The 25,919-nt window shown below is 72.3% G+C and carries 29 protein-coding genes; 9 read left to right on the top strand and 20 right to left on the bottom strand.

Going from position 1 to position 25,919, the window contains the following annotated elements; translation table 11 throughout:
- Window positions 1-27: 27 nt before the first annotated feature.
- A complete protein-coding gene (locus ML5_RS00875) occupies window positions 28-1,239 on the top strand; it encodes an LOG family protein (RefSeq protein ID WP_176739750.1) in 1,212 nt (403 codons plus the stop codon).
- Window positions 1,240-1,331: 92 nt separating this feature from the next.
- On the opposite strand, the gene fbaA is transcribed toward ML5_RS00875, so the two are convergent.
- Together fbaA and ML5_RS00865 are read right to left on the bottom strand one after the other, a co-directional pair.
- Entirely contained in the window at window positions 1,332-2,354 is a 1,023-nt protein-coding gene (fbaA, locus tag ML5_RS00870; RefSeq protein ID WP_013283394.1) for a class II fructose-bisphosphate aldolase, read from the bottom strand.
- Between the two features lie 195 nt (window positions 2,355-2,549).
- Window positions 2,550-2,933: a phage holin family protein gene (locus ML5_RS00865; RefSeq protein WP_013283393.1), complete on the bottom strand. Its 384-nt coding sequence runs from the start codon at window positions 2,931-2,933 to the stop codon at window positions 2,550-2,552.
- 138 nt (window positions 2,934-3,071) lie between these two features.
- Here ML5_RS00865 and ML5_RS00860 point away from each other — a divergent pair, with 138 nt between their 5' ends.
- Window positions 3,072-3,281 (top strand): hypothetical protein, encoded by a 210-nt coding sequence (locus tag ML5_RS00860; RefSeq protein ID WP_013283392.1) that lies wholly within the window; start codon window positions 3,072-3,074, stop codon window positions 3,279-3,281.
- 12 nt (window positions 3,282-3,293) lie between these two features.
- Here ML5_RS00860 and ML5_RS00855 read toward each other — a convergent pair whose 3' ends face one another.
- Complete coding sequence (locus ML5_RS00855) at window positions 3,294-4,346, bottom strand: LCP family protein (RefSeq protein WP_013473422.1); 1,053 nt, start codon at window positions 4,344-4,346, stop codon at window positions 3,294-3,296.
- Window positions 4,346-4,828 carry a SigE family RNA polymerase sigma factor gene (locus tag ML5_RS00850; protein WP_013473421.1) on the bottom strand — a complete coding sequence of 161 codons (483 nt, stop codon included), beginning with the start codon at window positions 4,826-4,828 and terminating at the stop codon, window positions 4,346-4,348. The genes ML5_RS00855 and ML5_RS00850 overlap by 1 nt, the downstream gene beginning before the upstream one ends.
- A 118-nt stretch (window positions 4,829-4,946) precedes the next feature.
- Between ML5_RS00850 and ML5_RS00845 the strand changes: the two genes are divergently transcribed.
- The 3 genes from ML5_RS00845 (at window position 4,947) to ML5_RS00835 (ending at window position 9,819) form a co-directional block, all read left to right on the top strand.
- Window positions 4,947-6,437, top strand: a complete 1,491-nt coding sequence (locus ML5_RS00845) for a 3' terminal RNA ribose 2'-O-methyltransferase Hen1 (protein WP_013473420.1) — start codon at window positions 4,947-4,949, stop codon at window positions 6,435-6,437.
- Window positions 6,434-8,950 carry a polynucleotide kinase-phosphatase gene (locus ML5_RS00840; protein ID WP_013473419.1) on the top strand — a complete coding sequence of 839 codons (2,517 nt, stop codon included), beginning with the start codon at window positions 6,434-6,436 and terminating at the stop codon, window positions 8,948-8,950. The genes ML5_RS00845 and ML5_RS00840 overlap by 4 nt, the downstream gene beginning before the upstream one ends.
- An 80-nt stretch (window positions 8,951-9,030) precedes the next feature.
- A complete protein-coding gene (locus tag ML5_RS00835; RefSeq protein WP_369752208.1) occupies window positions 9,031-9,819 on the top strand; it encodes a DedA family protein in 789 nt (262 codons plus the stop codon).
- Between the two features lie 172 nt (window positions 9,820-9,991).
- Here ML5_RS00835 and ML5_RS00830 read toward each other — a convergent pair whose 3' ends face one another.
- The 16 genes from ML5_RS00830 to ML5_RS00755 all read right to left on the bottom strand — a co-directional run bounded on the left by ML5_RS00830 (window position 9,992) and on the right by ML5_RS00755 (window position 22,926).
- Window positions 9,992-10,369 (bottom strand): helix-turn-helix transcriptional regulator, encoded by a 378-nt coding sequence (locus tag ML5_RS00830; protein WP_007454255.1) that lies wholly within the window; start codon window positions 10,367-10,369, stop codon window positions 9,992-9,994.
- A gap of 57 nt (window positions 10,370-10,426) precedes the next feature.
- Window positions 10,427-10,966: an orotate phosphoribosyltransferase gene (gene pyrE, locus ML5_RS00825; RefSeq protein ID WP_013283387.1), complete on the bottom strand. Its 540-nt coding sequence runs from the start codon at window positions 10,964-10,966 to the stop codon at window positions 10,427-10,429.
- A 154-nt stretch (window positions 10,967-11,120) separates the two neighbouring features.
- A complete protein-coding gene (locus ML5_RS00820; RefSeq protein ID WP_013473418.1) occupies window positions 11,121-11,930 on the bottom strand; it encodes an SDR family oxidoreductase in 810 nt (269 codons plus the stop codon).
- Window positions 11,927-12,655 carry a hypothetical protein gene (locus ML5_RS00815; protein WP_013473417.1) on the bottom strand — a complete coding sequence of 243 codons (729 nt, stop codon included), beginning with the start codon at window positions 12,653-12,655 and terminating at the stop codon, window positions 11,927-11,929. Before ML5_RS00815 ends, ML5_RS00820 begins: the two co-directional genes overlap by 4 nt.
- Before the next feature lie 72 nt (window positions 12,656-12,727).
- Entirely contained in the window at window positions 12,728-13,507 is a 780-nt protein-coding gene (locus tag ML5_RS00810) for a hypothetical protein (RefSeq protein ID WP_013283384.1), read from the bottom strand.
- Window positions 13,508-13,576: 69 nt separating this feature from the next.
- Window positions 13,577-14,575, bottom strand: coding sequence for a hypothetical protein (locus ML5_RS00805; RefSeq protein WP_041784385.1), 999 nt, complete (start codon window positions 14,573-14,575; stop codon window positions 13,577-13,579).
- Window positions 14,576-14,642: 67 nt separating this feature from the next.
- Window positions 14,643-16,211 carry a polyamine aminopropyltransferase gene (locus ML5_RS00800; protein ID WP_013473416.1) on the bottom strand — a complete coding sequence of 523 codons (1,569 nt, stop codon included), beginning with the start codon at window positions 16,209-16,211 and terminating at the stop codon, window positions 14,643-14,645.
- A complete protein-coding gene (locus tag ML5_RS00795) occupies window positions 16,208-16,981 on the bottom strand; it encodes a hypothetical protein (protein WP_013473415.1) in 774 nt (257 codons plus the stop codon). The genes ML5_RS00800 and ML5_RS00795 overlap by 4 nt, the downstream gene beginning before the upstream one ends.
- Entirely contained in the window at window positions 16,981-17,403 is a 423-nt protein-coding gene (locus ML5_RS00790) for a DUF350 domain-containing protein (RefSeq protein ID WP_013473414.1), read from the bottom strand. The genes ML5_RS00795 and ML5_RS00790 overlap by 1 nt, the downstream gene beginning before the upstream one ends.
- 30 nt (window positions 17,404-17,433) lie before the next feature.
- The gene (locus tag ML5_RS00785) at window positions 17,434-17,859 is read right to left on the bottom strand and encodes a DUF4247 domain-containing protein (RefSeq protein ID WP_013473413.1); all 426 of its coding nucleotides are present in this window, start codon (window positions 17,857-17,859) and stop codon (window positions 17,434-17,436) included.
- The gene (locus tag ML5_RS00780) at window positions 17,856-18,350 is read right to left on the bottom strand and encodes a DUF2617 family protein (RefSeq protein WP_013473412.1); all 495 of its coding nucleotides are present in this window, start codon (window positions 18,348-18,350) and stop codon (window positions 17,856-17,858) included. The genes ML5_RS00785 and ML5_RS00780 overlap by 4 nt, the downstream gene beginning before the upstream one ends.
- Window position 18,351: 1 nt before the next feature.
- Complete coding sequence (locus tag ML5_RS00775) at window positions 18,352-18,990, bottom strand: DUF4178 domain-containing protein (RefSeq protein ID WP_013473411.1); 639 nt, start codon at window positions 18,988-18,990, stop codon at window positions 18,352-18,354.
- Between the two features lie 84 nt (window positions 18,991-19,074).
- Entirely contained in the window at window positions 19,075-19,452 is a 378-nt protein-coding gene (locus tag ML5_RS00770; RefSeq protein WP_013473410.1) for a hypothetical protein, read from the bottom strand.
- A 216-nt stretch (window positions 19,453-19,668) separates the two neighbouring features.
- A complete protein-coding gene (gene clpB / locus ML5_RS00765) occupies window positions 19,669-22,260 on the bottom strand; it encodes an ATP-dependent chaperone ClpB (RefSeq protein WP_013473409.1) in 2,592 nt (863 codons plus the stop codon).
- A gap of 85 nt (window positions 22,261-22,345) precedes the next feature.
- Window positions 22,346-22,612: a hypothetical protein gene (locus ML5_RS00760; protein ID WP_013283374.1), complete on the bottom strand. Its 267-nt coding sequence runs from the start codon at window positions 22,610-22,612 to the stop codon at window positions 22,346-22,348.
- Window positions 22,609-22,926: a DivIVA domain-containing protein gene (locus ML5_RS00755; RefSeq protein WP_013473408.1), complete on the bottom strand. Its 318-nt coding sequence runs from the start codon at window positions 22,924-22,926 to the stop codon at window positions 22,609-22,611. The genes ML5_RS00760 and ML5_RS00755 overlap by 4 nt, the downstream gene beginning before the upstream one ends.
- Window positions 22,927-23,130: 204 nt before the next feature.
- Here ML5_RS00755 and ML5_RS00750 point away from each other — a divergent pair, with 204 nt between their 5' ends.
- From ML5_RS00750 to ML5_RS00735, 4 genes are all read left to right on the top strand, one after another.
- Window positions 23,131-23,349: a winged helix-turn-helix domain-containing protein gene (locus tag ML5_RS00750; protein WP_013283372.1), complete on the top strand. Its 219-nt coding sequence runs from the start codon at window positions 23,131-23,133 to the stop codon at window positions 23,347-23,349.
- Window positions 23,350-23,430: 81 nt separating this feature from the next.
- Window positions 23,431-23,931, top strand: coding sequence for a cation:proton antiporter regulatory subunit (locus tag ML5_RS00745; RefSeq protein ID WP_013283371.1), 501 nt, complete (start codon window positions 23,431-23,433; stop codon window positions 23,929-23,931).
- A 5-nt stretch (window positions 23,932-23,936) separates the two neighbouring features.
- On the top strand, window positions 23,937-25,154 hold the full coding sequence (locus tag ML5_RS00740; protein WP_013283370.1) for a cation:proton antiporter: 1,218 nt from the start codon (window positions 23,937-23,939) through the stop codon (window positions 25,152-25,154).
- Between the two features lie 164 nt (window positions 25,155-25,318).
- Window positions 25,319-25,747, top strand: a complete 429-nt coding sequence (locus ML5_RS00735; RefSeq protein WP_013473407.1) for a hypothetical protein — start codon at window positions 25,319-25,321, stop codon at window positions 25,745-25,747.
- Window positions 25,748-25,919: the final 172 nt, after the last annotated feature.

Genomic DNA, 25,919 nt, shown 5'->3' with positions numbered 1-25,919 from the left:
CTTGCCGCGCGGGGGCAGGATGGCCTGGTGCCGACCCCACCGCCCGCGGACGTCATCGAGCCGCACGCGCCCCACGTCAACGAGATCGAGACCCGCACCGCGTTCGAGCAGCGGCTGGCCGGGGGAACCCTGGCCGGTCTGACCGTGCAGGGCCTGCGCCTCGACCTCGACCCGGTTCCCGACCTGCGCGACGTCGACGTCACCGGCACGCTCTTCGTGGGCTGCCGCTTCGCCGGCCGCGAGGTGGGCGCGGACCTGGTCCGCCGGGGCGCCAACGTGGTCCCTCCGTTCTCCGGGCTGCCCTACCCGACCCAGCCGTCGCACCTCTACACCGCCGACGAGCTGGCCGCCGGGTTCGCCGAGGGCGGGTTCGCCGGGATGTACGACACCCGGGTGTACGCGCACTTCCGGGCGCACGGCGGCGCGCTGCCGGACGTACGCGAGGCGCTCGGTCAGCGACTGCACGACCACGGCGTGGACAACGCGCTGGCCGACGCCACCCGGTCGTGGCTGGCCGCGCACGGGCCGCAGTCGGTGGTGGGTGTGATGGGCGGGCACGCGGTGCCGCGCGGCAGCGTCGCGTACCGGATGGCCGCCGTGCTGGGCTGGGAGCTGGCACGGGCCGACCGCCTGGTGGTCACAGGCGGCGGTCCGGGTGTGATGGAGGCGGCGAACCTCGGCGCGTTCCTCGCGGCCTGGCCGGCCGAGGAGCTGTCCGCCGCGATCGACGTGCTCGCCGTCGCGCCGGACTTCACCGACCACGACCGGTACACGGCGGCGGCGCTGGCGGTGCGCAAGCGGTACGCGGACGGCCCGTCGCTGCCCTCGCCCCGACCGTCGGCGCCAGGAACCGGGTGGGCCCGTTCCGGCGGGCTGGCCATCCCCACCTGGCTGTACGGCCACGAGCCGGCGAACCTGTTCGCGGGCCGGATCGCCAAGTACTTCTCCAACGCCATCCGGGAGGACACGATCCTGCGGCTGGCCCGGGGCGGGATCGTGTTCGCGCCCGGCAAGGCCGGCACCGTGCAGGAGGTGTTCCAGGCGGCCACCAAGACGTTCTACGGCACCGACGGGGCGAGCGGGGCGTACGTCTTCCTGGACCGCACGTACTGGACCACCGAGCTGCCGGTGGAGTCGCTGCTGCGGCCGCTGTTCGCCGCGTCCCCGTTCGGCGACCTGTCGCACACGATCCATCTGACCGACGACGTGCGCGACGCCGTCCGGGTGCTGGTGCAGTGAAAGGAAGGGCCCCCTTTTAACGCCTCCGGTAGAGGAAGGGCCCCTTGTTAACGCCGAGCGTTAACAAGGGGCCCTTCCTTACACGCGGGGTGTCACTTCATGGTGGTGCCGGTGGAGCGCAGGTGCTCGCAGGCCTCGACCACGCGGGCGGCCATGCCGGCCTCGGCGGCCTTGCCCCAGACACGCGGGTCGTACATCTTCTTGTTGCCGACCTCGCCGTCGACCTTGAGCACGCCGTCGTAGTTGCGGAACATGTGGTCCGCGACCGGGCGGGTGAAGGTGTACTGGGTGTCGGTGTCGATGTTCATCTTCACCACGCCGTAGTCCAGCGCCTCCCGGATCTCCGACAGCAGCGAGCCGGAGCCGCCGTGGAAGACCAGGCTGAGCGGCTTGTCCTTGCCGTACTTGGCGCCGACCGCGTCCTGGATCTGCTTGAGCACCTCGGGACGGAGCTTGACGTTGCCCGGCTTGTAGACGCCGTGCACGTTGCCGAAGGTCAGCGCCGCCATGTAGCGGCCCTTCTCGCCCAGGCCGAGCGCGTCGACCATGGCCAGGCCGTCGTCGACGGTGGTGTAGAGCTTGTCGTTGATGGCGTTCTCGACGCCGTCCTCCTCGCCGCCGACGACGCCCACCTCGATCTCCAGGACGATCTTGCCCTTGGCGGCCTCGGCGAGGAGCTGCTCGGCGATCTCCAGGTTCTCCGCCACCGGCACGGCCGAGCCGTCCCACATGTGCGACTGGAACAGCGGCTCCTGGCCGCCCTTGACGCGCTCCTGCGAGATGGCCATCAGCGGCCGGACGAACTTGTCCAGCTTGTCCTTCGGGCAGTGGTCGGTGTGCAGCGCGATGTTCACCGGGTACTTCTTGGCGACCTCGTGCGCGTACGCGGCGAACGCCACAGCGCCGGTCACCATGTCCTTCACGGACGGGCCGGACAGGTATTCCGCGCCGCCGGTGGAGACCTGGATGATGCCGTCGCTCTCCGCATCGGCGAAGCCCTTGAGCGCCGCGTTCAGCGTCTGCGAGGAGGTCACGTTGATCGCGGGGTACGCGTACCGGCCGGCCTTGGCCCGGTCCAGCATCTCCGCGTAAGCCTCGGGGGAAGCGATGGGCATGTCGAACGCTCCTTACTTACCGCTCTCGGCCGTGCAGGCCGCTGTCTTCCATGGAGGGCGGCCGTTCCGGCCCCGGGTCTTCCCCGGAGCCGACCGTTCCGGTCGCTGACGTCCACGGCTGCGCCGGACCGCGCTGTCCACCGCGGGCAGTATCCCGTAGGAGCGCGAGCGGGGCACAACCGGCCCGGACGCCGCTCACCGATTCTCCAGCCGGTCCGGCACGATGACGCTGATCAGCCAGCTCACCACCGCGACCACGATGGCGCCCCAGAAGGCGGCCCAGAAGCCGTCCACGTGGAACGGGAGCTTCAGCACCCCGGCGATCCAGTCGGTGAGCAGGAACAGCAGCGCGTTCACCACGAGCGCGAACAGGCCGAGCGTGAGCAGGTAGAACACGCAGCCGAACACCTTGATGAGCGGCTTGAGCACCGCGTTGACCACACCGAAGACCAGTGCCACCACGATCAGGGTGAGCACGTTGCTGCCGGTGTTACGGCCGCTCACCTCCACTCCGGGCACGATCAGCGTCGCGATCCACAACGCGACCGCGGTGATCGCCAGTCGGATCAGGAAGCCCATGCCTCCCATCCTGGCACCGGCCGCGCGCCGGGAGCGGGACAATCGCCGACTCCGCCGTTCCGCCCGCCACCCAGCGGCGGCCCGGAGCAGCCCGTACGGTGGTGGGGACGATGCCCGCACGGAGAACAGGGAGGGACGATGGGTCAGCCCGACGAGGACTTCGCCCCCAGTGACCACCTCGCCCCGGAGGAGCGGGATCTGGAGGCCGAGCCGGCCGACGCGGTGGAGCAGGCCACCACTGTGACCGACGAGACAGACGGCGAGCCGCACCGGGGCATGGAGGTCGACGACTGGGACGCCATGGAGCAGGCCCGCGTCGTCGCCGCCGACGAGGACGACTACCGCTGACCCGGCGCCCGGTCACCGCAGGGCGGTGACCTGACCCGGGTGTTCTGCGGCCCACTGCGCCAGCCGGTCCGCGCGCAACGCCTCCAGGAACCCGGGGGCGAGTTCCGGGTCCGGCTCGTACCCGCGACCGTTCCACTCGTCGCGTACCGGGAAGGCGAGCGCGACCGGCTCGGCCGCGGAGGTTCGGCCGGCCGCGGCCACCAGCGCCGGAAGCGACAGGTCGCCGGTGTCGGCCGTGACGGCCGGTCCGATCCGCAGGAGCAGCCGGCCGAGTTGCGCCGGATCGGTCGCCGTGCCCTGCTCCCGGAGCTGGCGGAGCAGACCGGCGGCGTAGCGGGCCGCGTTGCGGTCCCGGTCCAGCCCGCCGTCGCGCAGGCCGTACCGCTGCCGCAGCAGGTCCACCGCCGCCGCGCCGTCGAGCCGCTGGCAACCGGCCGGGAAACGCCGTTCGGTGTGCACCGAACGCACCGGCGCCGGCAGGCAGACCGGCACGCCGCCGACCGCGTCGGTCAGCTCACGCGCCCCCGGGTACGTGAGCACCGCGCCGGCGTCGACGCGTACCCCGGTCAGCCGGGCGACCGCCTGGCGGGTCGCCCGGTAGCCGGCGGCCAGGTCGGTGCCCGAACCGGCGGCGCGGGAGAACGTCGCATTGAGCTTCTCCGTCCCGCCCTGCGGCGGTACCGGCACCAGCAGGTCACGCGGGAACGACACGAGGTGGAGCCGGCTCCGGTCGGCCGGCAGGTGCACCAGCAGCACCGAGTCGGCGCGCCGGCTGCCGACCGACTGGTCGACGCCGAGCAGCAGCAGGTTCAGCGCTCCGCCGGGCTCCGGCACCGGCGTGGGGGGCGCGGGCGCCGCCGTCGGCGCCGGCGGCCGGGGCGCCATAGCTGTGAAACCGACAAGCGCGACGGCGGCGACCGCCAGCGCGGTCCCGGCCAGGCGTACGCGCCGACGGCGCCGACGGCGACTGATCACCGCCCGGTCGACGGCGGCCCGGACCGGGCCGACGGGCGGGGTCGACTCCTCGAGGCGGGCGAACGCGGCCCGCAGCTCGTCCTCGATCATCAGCAGACCTCCACGAGTTCGGCTCGGAGGGTGGCCAGCGCGCGCGAGATGCTGGACCGGACCGTGCCGACGGCGCAGCCGAGGATCTCGGCGATCTCCCCGTCCGGCAGGTCCTCGTAGTAGCGCAGCACCAGCGCGGCCCGCTGCCGCCGGGGCAACCGGGACAGCCAGGACCGGACCTGGTCCCGGTCCACGGCGGACTGGGCGTGGTCGGTCGGCGCGGGCACCGACTCGTCCGCCTCGCCGCGCAGCAGCACCCGCCGCGCCCACGATCCGCGCCGCCAGTCGATGAACTGGTTGGTGAGCATCCGGCGCACGTACCGCTCCGGGGCGTCGGTGCGGGCCACCCGCCGCCAGTTGAGCTGGACCCGGACCATGGTCTCCTGCACGAGGTCCTGGGCCTGGTGCGGATCCCCGGTCAGCATGACCGCGTACCGCAGCAGGGCGCCCAACCGCGCGTCGGCGAACTCCTCGTACGTCACTGCACCTCCCGGTGTCCCGTTTCATGGACGGTCCCGGGCAGCCGGAACATTGCGGCGGGATTCGGCCTCCCCGGAAACCCCCACGACAGGAACCGGGCGATCACGAGATCATCGATGGGTGCTGCTGACCCTGACCACGACCCACCGCCCGGCGACCGACCTCGGACACCTCCTGGTGAAGCATCCGGACCGCGTGCAGAGCTTCGACCTGCCCGCCGGTGCCGCGCATGTGTTCTACCCGGAGGCGGACGAGGCGCGCTGCACCGCGGCGCTGCTGGTCGAGGTCGATCCGCTCAAGCTGGGCGGCGGCCGCCGGAACCGGGCGCCGGAGGGCTTCGCGCTCGGGCAGTACGTCAACGACCGCCCGTACGCCGCCTCCAGCCTGCTCTCGTCGGCGCTGTCGAAGGTGTTCCGCTCCGCCCTGCGGGGCGAGTCGCGCGACCGTCCCGAGCTGGCGGCGAGCGCGATCCCGCTGACCGTACGGGTGCCGGTGCTGCGCTGCCGTGGCGGTGCCGAGCTGGCGGTACGGATCTTCGCCCCGCTGGGCTGGACCGTGACTGCCACCCCGATCCCGCTCGACGAGACGTACCCGGAGTGGGGTGACAGCCGCTACGTCGACCTGACGCTGACCGGCACGCTGCGGCTCGCGGACGCCCTCAACCACCTGTACGTGCTGCTGCCGGTGCTCGACGACGCCAAGCACTACTGGGTGGCGCCGGACGAGGTGGACAAGCTGCTGCGGGCCGGCGCCGGCTGGCTGGCCGGTCATCCGGAGCGGGGCCTGATCACGCGCCGCTATCTGGCGCACCGCCGGGCGCTCGCGGGTGAGGCGATGGCCCGGCTGACCGAGTTGCGGCTCGCCGACGAGCCGCCCGCCGACGACAGCATCGAGCCGTCGACCGGAGAGCCGGCCGAGTCGTCGGGCGGCGGGGCCGGGACGGCGGAGGACGTCCGCCGGGCCTCCCTGGCGGTACGGCGACGGGAGGCGGTGCTCGCCGCGCTGCGGGACAGCGGCGCGAGCCGGGTGCTGGACCTGGGCTGCGGTGGCGGTGCGCTGCTCACCGCGCTCGTCGCCGACCGGCGGTTCACCGAGGTGGTGGGCGTCGACGTGTCGGACCGGTCGCTCGGCCTGGCCGCCCGGCGGCTGCGCCTGGACCGGCTTCCGGAGCGGCAGCGGGACCGGATCCGGCTGTGGCAGTCCGCGCTCACCTACCGGGACGACCGGCTCCGGGGGTACGACGCGGCGGTGCTGATGGAGGTCGTCGAGCACCTCGACCCGCCGCGCCTGCCTGCGCTGGAGGACGCGGTGTTCGGTCACGCCCGGCCGGGCACGGTGGTGGTGACCACCCCGAACGTCGAGTACAACGTGCGCTACGAGGGGCTCGCGCCGGGCCGGTTCCGGCACGCGGACCACAGGTTCGAGTGGACCCGGGCCGAGTTCGCCGCCTGGGTGGACCGGGTGGCGGCGGCGCACGGCTACACGGCGGTGCTCGGCGGCGTCGGCGACGAGGACCCGGAGGTGGGCACGCCGACCCAGATCGCGGTGCTGACGCGGGATGACCGCAACGAGAACACCAGCAACGACCGGAAGGAGGCGACGAACCGATGACCGTCCTGGACATCCCCGAGCTGGCACTGGTGGCGCTCGTCGGCGTCTCCGGCTCCGGCAAGTCGACGTTCGCCCGGCGGCACTTCGCGCCCAGCCAGGTGCTCTCCTCGGACACGTTCCGCGGCCTGGTGGCCGACGACGAGAACGACCAGTCCGCGTCCGCCGACGCGTTCGACGCGCTGCACCACGTCGCCGCCATCCGGCTGCGGCGGGGACTGCTGACTGTGGTCGACGCGACGAACCTCCAGCCGCACGCCCGCGCCGGGCTGATCCGGGTGGCCCGGGAGCACGACGTGCTGCCGGTGGCGATCGTGCTGGACGTGCCGGAGGCGGTGGCCTGGGAGCGTACGGAGGCGCGCGCCGACCGGACGCACGGCCGCCAGGTGCTCAACCGGATGCGCCGCGACCTGCGGCAGTCGTACGGGCGGCTGGCCCGCGAGGGCTTCCGCAAGGTGCACGTGCTGCGCGGGGTGGACGAGATCGACGCCGCGGAGATCCGCTACGAGAAGCTGTTCAACGACCGGCGCGAGCTGACCGGCCCGTTCGACGTGGTCGGGGACGTGCACGGCTGCCGTACCGAGCTGGAGGCGCTGCTGTCCCGGCTCGGCTACGTGCTGCGGCACGACGACGCGGGCCGCCCGGTGGACGCGGCGCACCCGTCGGGGCGTACCGCGGTGTTCGTCGGTGACCTGGTGGACCGCGGCCCGGACTCGCCCGGCGTGCTCCGCCTGGTGATGGGCATGGTGGCGGCCGGGCACGCGATCTGCGTGCCGGGCAACCACGAGCAGAAGCTGCTGCGCAAGCTGCGCGGCCGGGACGTCCGGCTCACCCACGGCCTGGCCGAGACGATGGAGCAGCTCGCCGCCGAGCCGCCGGAGTTCGTCGCCGGGGTGGAGACGTTCATCGACGGCCTGGTCAGCCACTACGTGCTCGACGGCGGCCGGCTCGTGGTGGCGCACGCCGGGCTGAAGGAGGCGTACCACGGGCGGGCGTCCGGCCGGGTGCGGTCGTTCGCGCTCTACGGCGAGACCACAGGCGAGACCGACGAGTACGGCCTGCCGGTGCGCTACCCGTGGGCGCGGGACTACCGCGGCTCGGCGATGGTCGTGTACGGGCACACGCCGACGCCCGAGCCGGAGTGGGTGAACAACACCATCTGCCTGGACACCGGTTGCGTGTTCGGCGGGCAGCTCACCGCGCTGCGCTACCCGGAGAAGGAGCTGGTGGCGGTCCCGGCGGTGAAGGAGTGGTACGCCCCGGCACGTCCGCTGGTCCCGGTCACGCCGTCGCGGCCGGACACCGTGCTGGACCTGGCCGACGTGACCGGGCGACGGCACCTCACCCACGCGTACGGGTCGCTGACCGTGCCGGCCGAGAACGCCGCCGCCGCGCTGGAGGTGATGAGCCGGTTCGCGGTCGACCCGGGCCGGCTGGTGTGGCTGCCGCCGACCATGGCGCCCTGCTCCACGTCGGCAGTGGACGGGTTCCTGGAGCACCCGGCCGAGGCGTTCGCCGACTACCGCGCGGCGGGCGTCGAGCGGGTGGTCTGCGAGGAGAAGCACATGGGCTCGCGAGCGGTGGTGCTCGTGGAGCGGGAGCCGGGCCGTTTCGGCGGCGGGGTGGTGCACACCCGTACCGCGAGGCCGTTCTTCGATCCGCCGCTCGACGGCGAGCTGCTGACCCGGGTGCGCGACGCGGTCACCGGCGCCGGCCTCTGGGCCGAGCTGGACACCGACTGGCTGCTGCTCGACGCCGAGCTGCTGCCCTGGTCGGCGAAGGCGAGCGGGCTGATCCGCGAGCAGTACGCCGGGGTCGGCGCGGCCGGGCGGGCCGCGTTGCCGGCGGTGCTCGCCGCGCTGGACACCGCCGCCGGGCGCGGGATGCCGGTGGCGGGGCTGCGCGACCGGATGGCCGGGCGGGCCGCCGAGATCACCGCCTACTCGGCTGCCTACCGGGCGTACGTCCGGCCGACCGACGGGCTGCGCGGGGTGACGCTGGCGCCGTTCGCGGTGCTGGCCGGGGCCGGGGTGAGCTACGCCGACCGCGACCACGGCTGGCACCTGGCGCTGGCCGACCGGCTCTGCGCCGCCGACCCGGAGTTCTTCACGCCGACCCGGCGGCGGGTGGTGGACCTGGCCGACGAGTCGGCGGTGGCCGACGCCACCGAGTGGTGGCTGGCGCTCACCGCGGCCGGTGGCGAGGGCATGGTGGTCAAGCCGTACGCGGGCCTGGCCGCCCGTTCGCCGAAGGGCTCGTTGCTCCAGCCGGGGATCAAGTGCCGGGGGCGGGAGTACCTGCGGATCATCTACGGTCCCGGGTACACCGAGGCGGGGCAGCTCGCCGCGTTGCGCCGCCGTTCGCTGGGTCGCAAGCGCGGGCTCGCCCTGCGCGAGCACGGACTGGGCCTGGCCGCCCTGGACGCGCTGGCCGAGGACGCCCCGCTCTGGCGCCGCCACGAGCTGGTGTTCGCGATCCTCGCCTGCGAGTCCGAGCCGGTCGACCCCCGCCTCTGACGAGGACGCCCGGTCCGGCCGAAATGCCGGACCGGGCCGGGGTACCCTGTGTGGCCGTGGACACAGCAGAGAAGACCCGGATGTTCTCCGAGAGCGTGGCGCTGAACCCGCTCGATCCGAAGGACCTCATCCACACCTTCGGCATGATCGGCGTCTGGGTGATCCTCTTCGCCGAGACCGGGCTGCTCGTCGGCTTCTTCTTCCCGGGCGACTCGCTGCTGTTCCTGGCCGGGGTGGCCGCCTCTCCGGTGGCCGACGCCATCTTCGGCGACGGCACCCGCCTGTCCCTGGCCGGGCTGATGATCGGCGGTCCGCTCTGCGCCATCGCCGGCGCCCAGCTCGGGCACTGGCTCGGCGCCCGGTACGGCCGGCGCATGTTCGAGAAGCCCAACTCCCGTCTGTTCAAGCGGGAGTACGTGGAGAAGGCGGAGTACTACTTCCAGAAGTTCGGCCCGGCGAAGGCCGTGGTGCTGGCCCGGTTCATCCCGATCGTGCGGACGTTCCTCAACCCGGTGGCCGGGGTGCTCGGCATGCCGGCCCGCCAGTTCTTCGTGTGGAACGTGGTGGGCGCGGTCCTCTGGGTGGACGGCATCCTGCTGATCGGCTACCTGCTGGCCCGGCAGATCTACGACGCCATCGGCGACAAGATCGACAGGTACATCCTGCCGGTGGTCGCGCTGATCATCGTGATCTCGGTGCTGCCGATCTTCTTCGAGTTCCTCCGCGACCGGCGGGCACGCAAGCGCGGCGAGGCGGTCGCCGTCATCACCGCGGCGACTGTGGCCGGCACTGTGGAGGCGGCCCGGGAGGGCATCGAGGAGCACCGTCCCGGGCACGGCGACGGGCACGGCGGTCAGCACCGCCGCTGAGCACGTACGGACGCCGAAGGCCGGCCCTCGGACGAGGACCGGCCTTCGACAGCACTGCTCCAGCCGGGTCACACGGACGACGACAGCCGTCACCGTGCGCTGATGGCGCCACCCCTCGCACGCCACCGGTCACCCGGTCGGGACGACCCTCGGTCGGGTCGGCCCGAAGGTTTCAGCGAGCCTTCTTGGTGGCCCGCTTCCGCGGCGGGGTGAGCAGATCCGCGATCGTGGCGATCGCGGACGGCACCAGCCGGTAGTACGCCCAGACCCCGCGCTTCTCCCGCTCCAGCAAGCCGGCCTCGGTGAGGATTCGCAGGTGGTGGCTGACCGTCGGCTGCGAGAGGCCGAGCGGCGCGGTGAGGTCACACACGCACGCCTCCCCCTCGGGAGCCGACTGGATCAGGCTGAGCAGCCGCAGCCGGGCGGGGTCAGCGAGGGCCTTGAGGACCCCCGCAAGCCGCTCGGCGTCGGCGCGTTCGATCGGCTCGCCGGCAAGCGGCGAGATCTGAGGCATGGTCATTTCAGCCAACGCAGTTCCCACGTATTCCATCCTTCCACCAGCAGCATCGATCCGCCTGCATATCAGCAGATCCGAATCGGCAAACTTTTACGCCACAAGGCCGAGGTCAGCCAACGTATAGGCCGCCCGATAGGGCAATCCGGCGGCTCGCACCGTGTCGCCGGCACCTCGATCAACAATAACCGCCACACCCACCACCTCGGCCCCTGCCTCACGCAATGCGTCGACAGCCGTCAACACACTTCCACCGGTGGTGGAGGTGTCCTCGACCGCGAGCACCCGTCGCCCGGAGACGTCCGGCCCCTCGATCCGGCGCTGGAGACCGTGGGCCTTGCCCTCCTTGCGGACCACGAAGGCGTCGACCGCGTGGCCGGTGCCCGCCGAGGCGTGCAGCATGGCGGCGGCCACCGGATCGGCGCCCAGGGTCAGCCCACCGACCGCGTCGTAGGCCCAGTCGGCGGTGAGGTCACGCATGACCCGGCCGATCAACGGAGCCGCCTCGTGATGGAGCGTGACGCGACGCAGATCCACGTACCAGTCCGCCTCGCGGCCCGACGAGAGCACCACCCGGCCGTGCACCACAGCGAGGTCAGTGATGAATTTGCGCAGGTCGTCGTGGTCGCCCATGGCCCAAGAGCGTACTTCGCAAGTCTGAGCGCCATGTTTCGGGCCTGCCCTGGTCAACCCTGCGGGCGACCGACGGGTGGCGATGAGCGGCTACGCTGTGCGACCGTCCATCCCGGTCGGCCGCCGGGCCGGTGCGCGTACGGGCTGCCGCCGGTCAGCCGCGCTGCCGGCCGACCGCACCCCGGGTGTCCCGCCGGAAGCCGCGCAGCAGGCGCTTCGGCGCGTGCCGCAGCCCGGCCACCGCCACCTTGTACTTCCAGTCCGGCACGCTCACCGACTTGCCTTTGCACAGGTCACGGAGCCCTTCGGCGACCACATCGTCGGCTCGCAGCCAGGCCCAGGCGGGCAGGCGCGACATGTCGATGCCCGCGCGTTCGTGAACTCCGGTTCGCGTGTAGCCGGGACAGAGCGCCATCACGCGCACACCCAGCGGTGCGACGGACTGGCCGATCGATTCACTGAAATTCGTCACCCACGCCTTGCTGGCCGAGTACGTGGATCCCGGCATGGGGACACCGAAGCCGGCAACGGAAGAGACATTTATCACTGCCCCGTGGCCTCTCTCGATCATCGGACCGAGGGCGGCGTGGGTCAGACGCAGCACGGCGAGCACGTTGAGCCGGACCAGCCGCGCCTCGTCCGCCACCGACGAGCGGACGAACGACGTGCTCAGACTGATGCCGGCGTTGTTGACGAGCAGCTCGATCGGCGTACCGGCGGTCAGCCGCTGCTCGACCGCCGCGCAGCCGTCCTCGGTGGACAGATCGGCCGCGATCGTCTCGGCGTCACCGCCGTGCCGGCCGGTCAGCTCGGCCGCCAGCGCGTCGAGCCGGGCGGCGTCCCGGGCCACCAGGACGAGGTCCCAGCCGTCCGCGGCCAGCCGGCGGGCGAACGCCTCGCCGATGCCGAGGCTGGCGCCGGTCACCAGGGCGCGGCGCCGGGAGGGGTGGGTGTCACCGGTCATCGGCTGTCCTCGGGAGGTGGCGGGAACCCACCCGGCGGCGTCGCGGGCGGGACGGACGGGGGCGGGTTCAGGCCGGGTGGCGGCCCCCAGGGCGTCGGCCCAGGGGCGGCCGCGCCGGACACTGTCGAGCCGTAGCCGGACAGCCGCAGCGGTGCGGTACGGCGGCGCAGGAACGCGCCGGACGACGGCAGCGTGAGCAGCGCGGCGACCACCAGATAGCCGAGGATCTGCGCCACCGACAGCGTCGCGTTCACCGGGATCCACCACGACGGGTACGCGTCGCCGACGAGCCCCAGCAGGTCGGCGGTGATCCGGTCGTCCGCGCCGAGCCGCAGCGGGGCGGCCCGTTGGCCGACCAGCACCGCCAGCCCGCAGCAACCGCAGAGCAGGCCCGTGCCGGCGACCACCCAGGTCGCCGTGCGGGCACCGGACCGGCCGGCGAGCAGACCGAGCGCGAGCCCGACGAGCAGCAGCGCGGCGAGCACGCCGAGCACGGCGGCCAGCACTGTGGAGCCGCGCAGCAGACCGGCCACCTGGTCGACGTCGCCGCCGCTGGCGCCGGTCCGCTCGGCTGCCGCGTCCCGGAACCGGTCCACCGTGCCGCCGCCGACGGCCAGGTTGACCACCGCGTACGCCACGGCGCCCACCGCCATCACCAGCAGCAGCGCCGCCGCGGCGAGGACCGTGCCCGGCCGGCGGGGTGCGGCCCGTTCGGGGTACGACACGACTGATCCCTCCGGTAGGCGTCGGCTTGCAACCTACTCGGAGGGATCGTCGGCGTCGCTGCAATCCGGACGTCAACTTCCGGATGGCGGCTCCGGGTCGCGGCGCTCACCCGGCTGACCACCGGGCGCGGACGGCGGCTGACCACCCGGCGCGGACGGCGGCTGACCGCCGGGCGTCGACGGCGGGGTGCCGGGAGCCGGCGGGTACGACGGGTACGCCGGATCCCCGGACTGGCCCGGGTGCGACGGGTACGCCGGGTAGGCGCCACCGGGCACCGGCGGCTCCCAGCCGGCCTTGGGCTTGCGGAAGAACTCGTTCGCCTTCGGCAGCGCCAGCAGGATCAGCGCGGCCAGCAGGGCGAGCAGCGCGACCAGACCCAGCAGCAGGTTGACCGGGGTGTACCAGGACGGCAGCGCGTCCTCCAGCCGGCGCTGGATCTCCTCCGAGCTGGGCACGTCACCGGTGGTGTTGCCGCCGCCCGTCATGCCGCCGGTGAGACCGGTCAGCAGCCCGCCGCCGGTGCAGCAGAACAGGATGCCGCCCAGCACCCAGGTGGTGATCCGGGAGCCGTTCTTGCCCCGGTTGTTCAGCAGCGCGAGGACGACGAGCCCGGCCGCGATCAGCAGCGACACGACCGCCGTGATGATGCTGAACGCGTACGCGATGTCGCCGGCCCCTTCGGCCGAGGTGCCCGCGTACGCGTCGGTGAGAACGTCGCGGATCTTGCCGACGACGGTCAGCGCCACGATCAGGTTCAGCACCTGGATCGCGGCGACGAGGATGAGCAGCCAACTGGAGAGCGTCACCACGCCGGGACGCGTGCGGGGCGGGGTGCCCGGAGCATCGACCATGATTCTCCCTTCCTGGATCAGATGCCCACCGTAGCGATCTTCCACCAGCTCAGCACGCCGGAAACGGCTCTACCTCTCGGCGGCGCGCCGCAACCGGCGGTGCTCGGCGGTGACCACGCCGAGCAACGCGAGATCGAGCGCGACGGCGGAGACCGCGCCGAACTGGTTCACAGTGAAGTTGAAGACCTGCCCGAACAGCAGGTCGACGAGCAGCGCCAGCTTGAACAGGCGGAACGCCTCGGCCCGGTTGCGGCGCAGCAGCCAGGCGGCCCACAGACCGAGCACGGCGGTGATCAACGCGGTGGCGCTGACGCCGAGCACCGCGCCCCACTCCCGTTCCTGGTCCAGTTTCCCGGTCACCCCGTCGAGGAACACCGCCACCACCGTGAGCACCGGCTCCACCACCAGGTAGACCACCACCGGCCAGACCAGCCAGCGGCGTCCGGCCGCCCAGACGGCGAGGCGCCGGGCCCGGTCCGCCGCCCGCTGCCAGAGCGGCACCGGCGGCGGTTCCCGGTGGGGCACCGCTTCGAGCAGGTGCGCCACCGCCGTCTCGGTGGCCGGTCCGGTGCCCTGGACGAGCCGCAGCACGGCGATCCGGCGGCGGTCGGTCAGCCCGCCCGGCAGGCCGCTGAGCACCATGTCCAGTGCGTTCGCGGTGCGCTCGGCCGGGGTCAGCCGGGACCGGCCGGTGCGCCCGCGTACCGCCTGGATGAGCAGGACCAGCAGCGCGAACGCGACATAGATGATGGCGGCGGCGGGGGCGTAGAAGTAGTCGGTGCCGGTGGTGACGAACTTGCCCACCTCGTCGATGAACAACCCGAACCCGATGCCGCCGATCACCGCCCCGCCGCTGCGGGCGCCACCGCCGAGGAAGACGAGCGGGATGCCCAGGCCGACGGCGAGCAGCAGGCCGCCCCAGAGGACGTGCGCGATGTGCAGCCCGCCGCCGCCGAGCTGTGGATAGTCGGTGGCCTTCAGGTACGCCCGCACGGCCAGCACGGTGACCACGCCGGAGAGCACGAACGCCTGGAGGTAGGACGCCGCCTCGACCGCCCGGGTCGGCAGCCGGCGGACCAGCCAGCCGATCCCCGGTCGGTGACGCGACGACGATTCGGGTGGCATGTCCCGAAACCTAGTAGCCGCGCCACTCCTCGCGGGCGTAGTCCAGCACCCTCGGGCGCAACAGGGTGGAGGCCGGTACGTCGATCCGGGCCCGGTCGGCGGGGAACGTGCCGGCGGCGGCCAGCACCGCCGGGGTGAGGAAACGCAGCGGCGGCGGATCGTCCGGCAGCGCCAGTTCCGGCGCGACGTCACCCGGCGCGGCGAGCACGAACCCCCAGTCGCCGAAGCTCGGCACGTCGACGTGGTACGGCACTGTGGCGAAGCCCGCCTCGCGCACCGACCGCTCGATCGACCAGTACGACCGGGGTGCGAAGTAGGGCGACCCGGACTGCACGACGAGCCGACCGCCGGGGGCCAGCACCGGCCGGATCAGCGTGTAGAACTCGATCGTGTAGAGCTTCGCGGTGGCCGTCTCGTCGGGATCGGGCAGGTCGGCGATCACCACGTCGAAGCGGTCCGTGGCGGTACGCAGCCAGGCGAACGCGTCCAGGTTGAGCACCCGTACCCGGGGGTCGGTGAGCGACTCCCGGTTCAGCTCGCGCAGCTGCGGCTCCCGGCGGGCCAGCTCGACCACTGCCGGGTCGAGGTCGACGAGCGTCACCGAGCGCACGTCCGGGTACTTGAGGATCTCCCGTGCGGCCAGCCCGTCCCCGGCGCCGAGCACCAGCACGTCACCGTGCGCCCCCCGCATCGCCGGATGCACGAGCGCCTCGTGGTAGCGGTACTCGTCGATCGAGCTGAACTGGAGGTCGCCGTTGAGGAACAGCCGCAGGTCGGTGTCGGAGTGGCCGGGCTCGCGCACGGATCGGGTCAGCACGATCTCCTGGTAGCGGCTGCGCTCGGCGTGCACCACCGGGTCGCGGTAGAGCTGCTGGCGGGTGGTCACCTCGAAGTCGTGGGCGGTCACCCAGGCGTACCCGAGAAGCAGGCCGACCACGACGGTGGCCACGCCCAGCGCGGCCCGCGCCCGGCGGCCGAGTTCGGCGCGGAACACGGTGAAGACGAGCACCACACCGGCGACCGCGTTCACCGCGCCCACCACGAGCGCGCCCTTGAGCTGGCCGAAGACCGGGATCAGCAGGAACGGGAAGGCCAGCCCGCCGAGCAGCGCGCCCACGTAGTCGGCGGCGAACAGGTCGGCCACCGCGCTGCCCGCCGACTGCTCCCGGATGCGTTGCAGCATCACCATGAGCAGCGGGATCTCCGCGCCGATCAGCAGTCCGAGCACGAACGCGGTGCCGACGAGCGCCGGACCGTACAGGTCGAGCCAGGCGAACGCGGCGTAGAGGCCGAGCACGGACAGGCCCCCGAGCAGCGCCAGCGTCAGCTCGATCACCGCGAACGAGACCACCGCCCGGGACTGCAACGGCTTCGCCACCAGCGCGCCGACGCCCATCGCGAAGACCATCACGCCGAGCACGATCGACGCCTGACCGACCGTGTCGCCGATCAGGTAGCTGCCGAGCGCGACCAGCGCCAGCTCGTACACCAGGCCGCAGGCCGCGCACACGAAGACCGCGAGCAGGACCGCCGCGCGGGCCAGGCGCCACCGCGGCCGTGCGGCCACGTCGACTGTCACCGTCTGCTCCGGGTACGTCCGGCGGCTCCCGCCCCGGCGCGCTGCGCGGGCACCCGTCCCCGGTGGTTGCGGCGCTGGCGCACGCCCACGACGAGGAACAGCGCGGCGAACAGGAACAGACCGAGCGAGCTGAGGACGTAGATCCAGCGGTCCCGCCAGAAGTCGTTGCCGGCGTCCGGCAGCGGTGCGGCCGCGGTCGACGGCCCGGCGGTGGGGGTGGCGGCCGGCTCGGCGAGCCCGCGCTCGGCGGCGAGCAGCGGCAGGATCGTGGCGGCCCGGGTGACGGCCCAGCCCGGGTCGTCGACGAATGCCTCCTCGTCCAGCCCGAAGCGGCTCAGGCGGGTCTCGATCGCGGCGAGGTCGGCGAACTCGATGTCGTCCGAGCCCTTGATCCGGATCGTGGCGGAGTCCTCCGACTCGCTGCTCGACGAGGTGTACCTGACGTTCGCGGACACAGCGATCCAGCGCGTGCAGCCGGGAGCGTCGACGACTGTGGTGCCGTCGCCGAGGTTGGAGCCGACGCTCACCTCGTCGTACACGTCGAGCAGTTCCCAGCCGTAGCAGATGCCCTGGCTGTCGGCGGCGGCCCGGAGGATCGGCACGGTGCCGGACCGCTCGTCGGCCGCCGGCGCGGGGACGGAGGTGTCCGAGTCGCCGCTGAACACACCGATGGCGCAGACGACGACCACGATCCCCACGACCACGGACCAGATCACCGTCTGGGTGCGCTTGTCCTTCCCCGCCGAATGCTGTGCGGGCTTTCCGCTCATCAGATGATCGCGGCCGCGATGATCGCACCGGTGGCGAGGTGCACGGTGGCGGAGACCCACACCGCCGGGTGCGGCTCCGGGTCGACGAGCAGCTCACCGAGCTTGCCCGGAGTGGCCACGTCGAGCAGCACGAACGCCGCCGCCATGATCACCAGGCCGAGAATGCCGTACGCGCCCGCGCCGATCAGCCCCAGCGTGAAGTCGTCGTCGCTGGCGACGATCGCGGCCACCACGATCGTGCCCACCCCGAGCAGGTTCGACGAGAGCAACAGCGCCGCGTTGCGGTTGCGCTCGACCCAGATCAGCTCGTGAAGCTTGCCCGGGGTGGCCACATCGACCAGGACGTAACCGATGGCCATCAGAACGACGCCGACCACGCCGTACGCGAGGGTGACCAGCAGATCGGTGACGAGATGCTGCACAGAAGACTCCAGGGTGAGGGGCGAAGGGGGCTACTTACCGGAACCGGGGCCGCCGCCCCGCACCGTGCTGCCTCGGCCCCAGCCCCAGCTGTTGCCGACGACGGTGTGGTAGCGGGGGTAGGCGGTGGTCATCTTCTCCAGCAGGATCACCGAGCCGACGGCGAGCGGGAGGATCACCACCGAGTCGTCGTCGTAGCGCAGGTAGACGCCGCTGCCGTCGACGTACTGATCGGCCGGCCGCCAGGCGTCGGTGATCTGCTTGGACACCTCGCTCGGCGTCTTCCTGGAGGTGTACGCGATCGCGTTCGAGCCGATGTCCCGCCCGGAGGCGCGGGAGAAGTTGTCCTCCACGTAGCCCCGGGGCGAGAAGTTGCCGTAGAAGATCGTGAAGGCAGCGATGAGCGCGCCGATGACGGCGACCGCCACGCCCACCACGAACCACCGTCGGTACGTCACAGCTCCTCCACCACGGTCTCGGTCAGGACCAGCTCGTTCGTCTGGGGGTAGACGTGCCAGGTACGCCAGGCGAGCACGCCGTCCGGCGGCCGGGGCCGGACGGAGAGCGCGGTGACCGCGTCCTCGTCGCCGGGGAAGACCCCGATCAGCGCGTACGGGTCGCCGGCCAGCTCGGCGCGCAGCGCCGCGACCCGGGTACGCAGGCCGTCGCCGTCCGGCCGGAGCACCGTGGCGAGGAACCGGTAGCCGGTTGTCTCGTCGTGCAGCGCGTCCGGCAGGTGCGGCGGGCGGCCGGGCAGGCAGGCGACCGTCTCGGTGAGCCCGCCGAGCACCACCTGGTGGGAGGCGCCGAGCAGGCGCAGCCGCAGCCGGGGCAGCCCGGGCAGGTCGATGTCGCGTACGGCGAGCGCCGGCAGCTCCGGGCCGCCGAGGGCCAGGCTCAGATCCGCGGCGCTGGTGTCGACGTAGGGCGTGTCCAGGCAGACGAGCACGTCAGCGCACCGTCTCCGAGCCGCCCTGCGGGTAGATCATCACCTCGGCGCGGCGTAGCTCCTCACCGAGGTTGACCTCCCAGCCGGCCTCCCCGTACGCCTCGAACGACAGCCGTGCGCCGCCGGGCGCCTGGTAGTCGTAGTAGCGCATGGTGCCGTGCGGATCGAGGCCGGTGCCCTCGGTCGCGGTGTACCGGGCCTGGCCCGACTCGTCCCAGTTGTAGCGGCGGCCGGCGATCTCCAGCGTCGGGGCGCCCGGCGTCACGGTGGCCCCCGGCTCGCTGGTCCAGAGCACCAGCTCCAGATCCGGGTCGGACTCGACGGACAGCCAGCGCTTCACCCCGCCCGCGTCGTCGAGCAGGTGCTCCGCCCAGCTCCAGCCACCCTCGACCAGGTGCACCGAGCCGCGCACGGTGTACGGCACCGAGCGGATCTCGACGATGTCACCGGGCTTGAGCGCGCGCGGGTCGCCGCGCAGCGCGTCCGCGTCCCGGTCCCGGAACGGGTCGCCCGGTGCCGCCTTCGTCTTCGGGCCGGACGCGGAGCGGGACCTCCGCAGCGCGATCACGGCGATCACCACACCGGCCACCCCGACGAGGCACCCCAGCGTGGTCACCACGTACGCCAACGAACCGTTCACGACCGCCTCCCCAACGTGCTCGGCGGGAACGGTAACAACCGCATGCACGCCTGACGAAGTCCTGTTCGCTGAGTACGGGCTCAGCTACTGGCCGGTGCCGGCGAGCCGGTCGGCCGCGTACTCGCCCAGCGTGGCCCGGCCCATCAGGCAGCCGGAGAACGTGGTGAACTCGCCGTCGTCGTCGCGCAGCCGCGTCCACGCCGCCCGCCCGGCGGCCGGGTCGACCGCCTCCAGCAGCGTCGCCGCGTACGCCCGCCCGGCCGGGGAGCCCTTGCGGAGCAACCTGTCGACCCGCTTGCGGGCCGCCTCCGGGTGCTCCCGCAACCCCTGTTCCAGCCGTCGGTACGCCTCGGTCGCGGGCAGCACCTGCCCCGCCAGCCCCACCCCGCCGAAGGCGAGGGTGTCCGCGCCGTCGAGTTCCCGCACCGCCAAGTCCAGTTCCCGTTCCCAGCTCCCGCTCATGCCCCACTATGTGCCCACCCCACCAACCCCTCACGCTCACTCCGTTCGCGTGAAAGGAAGGGCCCCCTTTTAACGCCTCCGGTAGAGGAAGGGCCCCTTGTTAACACCACGGCGCACAGCACCCACGGCACGCAGCACCCACGGCACGCGGGCCGGCACGGCCGGGGACGGCGAAGGCCCGGCCGGGAGGGCCGGGCCTTCGCGGGGTGGTGCGGGTCAGGCGGCGGTCACCGCCAGGGACTCCTTGGAGTCGGACAGGTCGACGCGGACCGTGTCGCCGTCGCGGATGTCACCGGCCAGCAGCGCCTTCGCGAGCTGGTCGCCGATCGCCGACTGCACCAACCGGCGCAGCGGGCGGGCACCGTAGATCGGGTCGTACCCGTGCTCGGCCAGCCAGTTGCGTGCGGAGTCGCTGATGTCCAGTGCCAACCGGCGGTCCGCAAGACGGGTTCGCATCCGGTCGAGCTGGATGTCCACGATCGACCGCAGGTCCTCGCCCTGGAGCGCGGCGAACACCACGATGTCGTCGAGCCGGTTGAGGAACTCCGGCTTGAAGTGCGACCGGACCACCGCGAGCACACCCTCCCGGCGCTCGTTCTCGGTGAGCGTCAGGTCGCTGATCACCGACGAACCGAGGTTCGAGGTGAGGATCAGGATCGCGTTGCGGAAGTCCACGGTACGGCCCTGACCGTCGGTGAGCCGGCCGTCGTCGAGCACCTGGAGCAGCACGTCGAAGACGTCCGGGTGGGCCTTCTCCACCTCGTCCAGCAGGATCACCGAGTACGGCCGGCGGCGTACCGCCTCGGTGAGCTGGCCGCCCTCCTCGTAGCCGACGTACCCGGGCGGGGCGCCGACCAGGCGGGCCACCGAGTGCTTCTCGCCGTACTCGCTCATGTCGATGCGGACCATGGCCCGCTCGTCGTCGAAGAGGAACTCGGCGAGCGCCTTTGCGAGCTCGGTCTTGCCGACGCCGGTCGGGCCGAGGAACAGGAAGCTGCCGGTCGGCCGGTCCGGGTCGGCGACGCCGGCCCGGGCGCGGCGTACCGCGTCGGAGACCGCGCCCACCGCCTCGGCCTGGCCGACCACGCGGCCGCGCAGCGTTTCCTCCATCCGGAGCAGCTTGGCGGTCTCGCCTTCGAGCAGCCGCCCGGCGGGGATGCCGGTCCAGGAGGCGACCACTGCGGCGATGTCGTCCGCGCCGACCTCCTCCTTGAGCATCGCGCCGTCGGCCTGGAGCCGGGCCAGCTCCTCCTCGGCCTGCTTCAGCTCGGTCCGCAGCGCGGGGATCCGGCCGTACCGCAGCTCGGCGGCGCGTTCCAGTTCGCCGTCGCGCTCGGCCCGCTCGGCCTCGCCACCGAGGCGCTCCAGCTCCTCCTTGGCGGTGGAGAGCTTGGTGATGTGGCTCTTCTCGGTCTGCCAGCGCTCGGAGAGCGCGGTGAGCTGCTCGCGCTTGTCGGCCAGCTCCTTGCGCAGCCGCTCCAGACGCTCGGCGGACGCGGCGTCCGGCTCCTTTGCGAGCGCCATCTCCTCGATCTCCAGGCGGCGTACCGCCCGCTCGATCTCGTCCACCTCGACCGGGCGCGAGTCGATCTCCATGCGCAGCCGGGACGCCGACTCGTCCACCAGGTCGATCGCCTTGTCCGGCAGGAACCGGTCGGTGATGTACCGGTCGGAGAGCGAGGCGGCGGCCACTAGTGCGGCGTCGGTGATCCGTACGCCGTGATGCACCTCGTAGCGCTCCTTGAGCCCGCGCAGGATGCCGATGGTGTCCTCGATGGTCGGCTCGCCGACCAGCACCGGCTGGAAGCGGCGCTCCAGGGCCGGGTCCTTCTCGATGTGCTCGCGGTACTCGTCGAGCGTGGTCGCGCCGACCATCCGCAGCTCGCCGCGCGCCAGCATCGGCTTGAGCATGTTGCCGGCGTCCATCGAGCCCTCGCCCTTGCCGGCACCGACCACGGTGTGCAGCTCGTCCAGGAACGTGATGACCTGGCCGTCGGAGTTCTTGATCTCCTCCAGCACGGACTTCAGCCGCTCCTCGAACTGACCGCGGTACGACGCACCGGCGACCATCGCGCCGAGGTCGAGCGAGACGAGCTTCTTGTCCCGCAGCGACTCCGGCACGTCGCCGGCCACGATCCGCTGGGCCAGGCCCTCCACGATCGCGGTCTTGCCGACGCCCGGCTCGCCGATCAGCACCGGGTTGTTCTTGGTACGCCGGGACAGCACCTGGATCACCCGGCGGATCTCCGAGTCCCGGCCGATCACCGGGTCGATCTTGCCGTCGCGGGCGCTGGCGGTGAGGTCCACGCCGTACTTGGCCAGGGCCTGGTAGGTCTGCTCCGGGTCGGCGGTAGTCACCCGGCGGTCGCCGCCACGGACGGTCGGGAACGCGGCGACCAGGTTCTCCTCGGTGGCGCCGGAGTTCTTCAGCGCGACCGAGACCGCGCCGCCGACCCGGGCCAGCCCGGCCAGCAGGTGCTCGGTGGAGGTGTACTCGTCGCCCAGCGGCCGCGCGATCTGCTCGGCGGCGCCGATGGCGTTGACGAACTCGCGGGCCAGGGTCGGCTCGGCGATGCTCGACCCGCGTGCGGCCGGCAGCGCGTCGACCGAGCGTTGGGCGACGCGGCGCAGCTCGGCGGGGTCGGCCCCGACGGCGCGCAGCAGGCCCGCGGCGGTCGAGCCTTCGGTGTCCAGCAGTGACAGCAGCAGGTGCCAGGGCTCCACGGTGGCGTGACCGCGCTGGTTCGCCAGCGCGACGGCACCGGTGATGGCTTCGCGGCTCTTGGTGGTGAGACGTTCCGTGTTCATGGGCTCCCCCGGATCGGCGTGTCCACTGGACATGACACAACCAGAGTTGAGTCTATTCCGCTCAACTCCACCGCTGTGACCTGAGTCACCGTCCTCCGGTCCGGCCGGGGAGACGCGCGAGGCAGGGAGTCTCGTGGTCGGCGCGCAGCACGCAACGCCGGCCGCCGTCCAGCTTGCGGTCGCAGAACACCCAATGGCGTACGGACTGGTCGTCCTCCGTCGACACGGTGATCCCGCCCAGCTCCACCACCGCGAGGAACGCCAACGACCGGCCGGCCGTGCGACCGAGCATCTTCGCCCGGGCCAGGTCCGCCGCGCGCACCGGCAGATGGATCACGTACCGCCCGGTCACGGCCGCCCAGCCAGGTCGCCCATCGAGGGAGCCTGACGGGACTGCCACTCGCGCAACGCGCCCTTGATCCGCGCCGTCTCGTCCCGGCTACGTGCGACTTCGGCGTACGCGGCGGCGAGGTCCCCGGCGACGCGGTCGAGGAACGCGGCGACCTCGGCGGGGTCCAGCCCTCGCCGGCACGTCCTGAAACTGTGGCCCCGCACCTGCCAGGGCCGGAGCGGAAGGTACGACGCGGAGCGGTAGGCGCCGCCCGGCGCGGAGCCGGGCGGGCGCACGTTCCGCCGCTTCGGACGTATTCGCAGGAGGTTGCGCACGACACTGTCCCTTCTCGCCGAGGACGGGGGTCGGGACGAGCCACGGGGGATGCCCGCCCCGACCCTGGAAGCTCCAGGTGCCATCCGGGAGCGTTCGTCAGCAACCTACAATCGGTACCAGTCGTAGGTCAACGATCGACCCACAATTGCTTGAGGTTGGAGGTGGGCGCATGGTCGAATGGGCATGCCATCCGGGGAGTGTGTATGCCCAAGCAGCAGTACCAAGTGCTCGCAGACGAACTGAAGAGCAAGATCGATTCGGGAGAGTGGCCACCCGGCACCAAGCTGCCGAGCCGCGCCCAACTGTGCAAGGAATACGGCGTCTCCGACACGGTCGTCGGCAAGGCGATGATGATCCTGCGCGCGACCGGCCTCACCGAGACGCTCGAAGGTGTCGGCGTGTTCGTGGCCGAACGGACCTAGACGAGCCGCCCGAGCCGCATTGTGCAGTCTGCAGTTCGGCCCCGGACGCGGTGCGTGCGTGGCAGCGGTAGCCTCACCGACGTGCGAGTACGTGTCGAACAGACCGCCCTGCCCGGGATCGGCGTACGTCATGATCTGATGACGGAGTCCGGCCGCCGGCTCGGCGTGGTCTCCCACCGCAATGGCCGCCGCGACCTGGTCCTATACGACCCGGACGATCCCGACTCCTGCCAACATGACATACCCCTGACCGACGACGAGGCGGAGGCGCTCGCCGACATCCTCGGCGCGTCGCTGATGCTGGGTCAGCTCTCCGGGCTGCGCGAGCAGGCCGCTGGGCTGCTGACCGAGCAGATCGCCATGCCGGCAGGGTCGAAGTACGTCGGCAGGCGGCTCGCGGACACCAAGGCACGCACCCGGACCAGCGCGTCGATCGTGGCCGTGCTGCGTCAGGGCGCCGTGAACGTCTCGCCCGATCCCACCTTCCGGTTCGAAGCCGGCGATGTGGTCGTCGTGGTCGGTACCCGTCAGGGGCTCGACGGCGTGACCGCGATCCTCGCCGAGACCGATCCGGACGGCTGACGCGTATGCACGAAACCACAATCCTGCTCATCGAAGTCGGTGCGCTGCTGCTCCTGCTCGGCCTGCTCGGCCGGCTGAGCCGTCGCTTCGGCGTGTCGCCCATCCCCCTGTACCTGCTCGCCGGCCTGGCGTTCGGGCACGGTGGTCTGCTGCCGCTCAACGCCAGCGAGGAGTTCTTCGCGGTCGGCGCCGAGATCGGCGTGATCCTGCTGCTGGTCATGCTCGGCCTGGAGTACAGCGCGAACGAGCTGGTGGGCAACCTCCGGTCCGCCGCGCCGGCCGGCCTGATCGACGCGGTGTTCAACGCGCTGCCCGGGTTCGCCTTCGCGCTCCTGCTCGGCTGGGGCTGGGTGGCGGCGGTGGTGCTCGCGGGCGTGACCTGGGTGTCGTCGTCCGGCGTGATCGCGAAGGTGCTCGGCGACCTGGGCCGGGTCGGTAACCGGGAGACCCCGGTGATCCTCTCCGTCCTGGTGATCGAGGACCTGGCGATGGCCCTCTACCTGCCGCTGGTCACCGCGCTGCTCGCCGGGGTCGGCCTGATGAAGGGCGGCATCGCGCTCGCCGTCGCGGTGTTCACAGTGGTCGTGGTGCTGGCCGTGGCGATCCGGTACGGCCACCTGATCTCCGCCGCGCTCTCCGCCAAGGATCCGGAGGCTCTGCTGCTCGGGGTGCTCGGCCTGACCCTGCTGGTCGCCGGTGTCGCGGCCAAGCTCCAGGTGTCGGCGGCGGTCGGCGCGTTCCTGGTGGGCATCGCGCTGTCCGGGCCGGTGGCGCACCACGCCACCGAGCTGCTCTCCCCGCTGCGTGATCTGTTCGCCGCGGTCTTCTTCGTGTTCTTCGGGCTGGTCACCAACCCGTTGGACATGCCGCCGGTGCTGCTGCCCGCGCTGCTGCTCGCAGTGGTGACCATGGCGACGAAGGTGGCCACCGGCTACCTGGCCGCCCGCCGGGCCGGGATCGCCGAGCCCGGACGCTGGCGGGCCGGCCTGGCGCTGACCCCGCGCGGCGAGTTCTCCATCGTCATCGCCGGGCTGGCCGTCGCGGCCGTCTACCCGGTGGAGCCGAAGCTCGCCGCGCTCGCCACCGCGTACGTGTTGATCACGGTGGTGACCGGGCCGCTGCTCGCCCGCCTGCCGGACAGCCCGTGGTTCAAGCAGTGGCTGCGCACCCGCGCCGCCGCCGCACGGCCGCCCGCGCCGCTGCCCCTGGGCACCGGCGACTGACCGGGCCGGGCCGGATCAGCCGCAGGGCAGATCCGGCCCGGCGTTGTCAAATTGATCCCGGGAAGGTCTACCCCTGCTCCGTCCAACCGCGTTAACGTTTCGGCCCAGCAGCCAGGGTCCGCGGGTGGCCTGCGCCCCCGCCAGCGCAAGCGGAAGGTCGGCCGGTGAGCGTGCAGGAAGAGACGTTCCGCGGCTTCGCCAACCCGGTCGATCCCTCGCCCGCCGAGCTTCGGGCGTGGGCCTATCAGCCGGATTCGGTGCCGCTGACCTCGATGCCGCCGGACTGGGATCTGCTGGTCGCCGGTGACCACCTAGTGCAGACGCTGTTCGATCTGGCCATGGATCAGGGCTGCCCGGCGCGGCGGTTCACGCTGCACTGCCTCTACATCTACGCCGCCGACGGCATCCGGACGAACTTCCGCGCCCACCCCAAGCGCCGGTTCCGCAAGCTGGTCGAGCAGGCCGAGAAGTCCGGCGACGACCTGATGCGCAACTGGGCGCACAACAGCCGGGTGCTGCTCGCCCGGCCGGATCTCTTCGTCTACCGGGACTGGTGCGAGGGCGGCCTGGTCCGCGAGAACCGCCGCCTCTGACCACTCGACCCGCCCACGTCGACATCACTGGCCACGTCGACCCGACCGGCCTGGTCGATCATGAACTTGGCGGTGTTTGGTGTCCGGTTTGTCGCCGCCAACTTCATGATCGACCGCGAGGGCGGGTGGGTGGTGCCCGCCCGGAGCAGCCCGACGTCCCGGCCGGCCCTGC

This window comes from Micromonospora sp. L5, assembly GCF_000177655.2.
GTDB lineage: Bacteria > Actinomycetota > Actinomycetes > Mycobacteriales > Micromonosporaceae > Micromonospora > Micromonospora aurantiaca.
The sequence above is the reverse complement of the archived record's forward strand: the minus strand, read 5'-3'. Positions and strand labels throughout refer to the sequence as shown.